Genomic DNA, 1,856 nt, shown 5'->3' on the forward strand with positions numbered 1-1,856 from the left:
CGACCTGCGCGGTCAGAGCCGGTACTTGCTCACCAGAACGGGGACGAAGAGACAACGGACACCTCGCCGAGCACAACGGTCAACGGAACAGCCCGGGCATGCCCACTGGTCATGGCGCCACGCCGGGAAATTTCAAGATCACCGACAGAGCCAAGGTGAGCCGGGTGCGCGCTTGATTGAGTCGGTGCTGTGGGCGAGCGAGCCGCGCGACGGCGAATCGCTGCTGTACGTGGAGGGGTGGGCCCTGGAGCCGTACGGGATGGATCCGCACGCGTGGTGTGCGACGGCTGCGGGGGAGGTGCGGGACGTGACGTGGTCCCGGCCGTCGGCGGCCTATCTGGGGTTGCCGCTCGCGCCGGCCGCGGCTCGCGAACTGATGGTGGGCGGGCCGGTGCTGCACGGGCGGGGCGGCATGGTCAGCATGGTCGCGAAGGCATGGATGCGCGACGGGGTCCCGGCGGGACTGCTGGCGGACGCAGGCCGCGCGCTGCCCAGCGAGCAGTAGTAGGAAGCCTTCAGAGCGGGTACCTGAGCGCTGCGCGCTCAGGTAAGACTGGCCTCGCTGCGCTCGGCCGAGGCGCCTTCGGCGCCTGCTCCTCTGCTTCGCTCCGGAGCAATGAAACGCCTCGCTGCGCTCGACGAGGCTCGGCGCAGCCGAGCCCAGGGCCGGCCCTTCGGGCCGGGGTCCTGCGCTTCGCTGCGGACCGGAACTGACCCCGTTTCACGGGGTCTGGGCCTTCGGCCCGTTGGGCGGGTCCGCTTCGCTCCCTCGCCCGGTATTTTTCCGGCTTCGCCTCCAAGACAAGCCCGCTCCGCAGGGGGCTGGCAATTGGGCCCCGCTAAGCCGAGCCCAATTGCTGCACTGGGTTCTAAAGTTGGCGGCTAGCGGAAACTCATCGAGAGAGCTTCCAGGTTCTGATTCTTGCCGGTCGTACCCGCTTCGATCCAGGTACCAATGGAGTAGCCCGTATAACCCTCGTTCTGTACGTGCGCATTTGCCCATACAGTCCTGGGGCTACTGAAACGAATAGCTTCCATCGGAAGGTTTTGTCCGGTGGTTCCAATGGTGATGGTCTGGCCGCCCTCCGCACACGTCTCCTTCGGGCCCCAGCCTACGTTCCGCGTGTGAGCCTGGGCGCAGAACCAGCCAACCCCGTATGCGCTGATCTGTAGAGCTTCGATAGCCCTGTTCTGTCCCACAGTTCCTGACCATCCACCGCAAGTGAATTTACTCTCCCATCCCACACCCGAAACGTGGGCCCGGTAACACACGGAGACAATCGTCGCATCCGGTGCCGCCGTAGCGGCTTGTGCTGTACCGGTAGCAGTCAGAATCAATGCCGATACAGCAGAGAATGAAGCCAAAGCCCTTGCAAAACTCTTCACATTTACCCCCAAGACCCAATCCCTCATGCTGAAAATCAGCAACTCTCGCCTACTATACCGGTATGATCACTTCCTGCAAAACAACTTTGAGCGACTGTCAGATACTGTGCATGCGCTGCGTCGCTTCGGGTGGGCCCAAGCCCCCTCTCTTCGTAAGCGGCACTCGGGTCAGTAGCCGGAATACATTGCTCCGCGCTTGAGTTGGTGACCAACCCTCCCAGACCCGCGAAGGGAAAGCCGCGCTCCATGGACCCTGACCGGGCTCCGCCTTGTCCCGAACGTCCGGCTGCGCCGGACGAGGTGACCACGTTTCACGGGGTCCGGGCTACGGCCCGTTGGGATATCCGCTCCACTCTCACCCCGGCTCCCCCGCCTCTAACCTCGATCTTTCGCGACGGTCCGCCGGCGGAGTCGGTGGACCGTTTCGCGTTCTGTGCCTGATGGCCGACAAACCGAGGGCCCGGCTGTCG

The 1,856-nt window shown here is 64.3% G+C and carries 2 protein-coding genes; one reads left to right on the plus strand and one right to left on the minus strand.

Annotated features, from left to right (window positions below; all coding sequences use genetic code 11):
* Positions 1-172 precede the first annotated feature (172 nt).
* Positions 173-505 (plus strand): hypothetical protein, encoded by a 333-nt coding sequence (locus tag ACFUJR_RS39170; RefSeq protein ID WP_383181660.1) that lies wholly within the window; start codon positions 173-175, stop codon positions 503-505.
* A gap of 377 nt (positions 506-882) precedes the next feature.
* On the opposite strand, the gene ACFUJR_RS39175 is transcribed toward ACFUJR_RS39170, so the two are convergent.
* Positions 883-1,413 (minus strand): hypothetical protein, encoded by a 531-nt coding sequence (locus ACFUJR_RS39175; protein WP_383181664.1) that lies wholly within the window; start codon positions 1,411-1,413, stop codon positions 883-885.
* Positions 1,414-1,856: the final 443 nt, after the last annotated feature.

Source organism: Streptomyces sp. NPDC057271 (assembly GCF_042668715.1).
Taxonomy (GTDB): Bacteria; Actinomycetota; Actinomycetes; order Streptomycetales; family Streptomycetaceae; genus Streptomyces.

Bases quoted from the DNA above. Each gene is read 5' to 3' on its own strand.
- ACFUJR_RS39175 (WP_383181664.1), bottom strand. From the start codon at position 1,413: ATGAGGGATTGGGTCTTGGGGGTAAATGTGAAGAGTTTTGCAAGGGCT.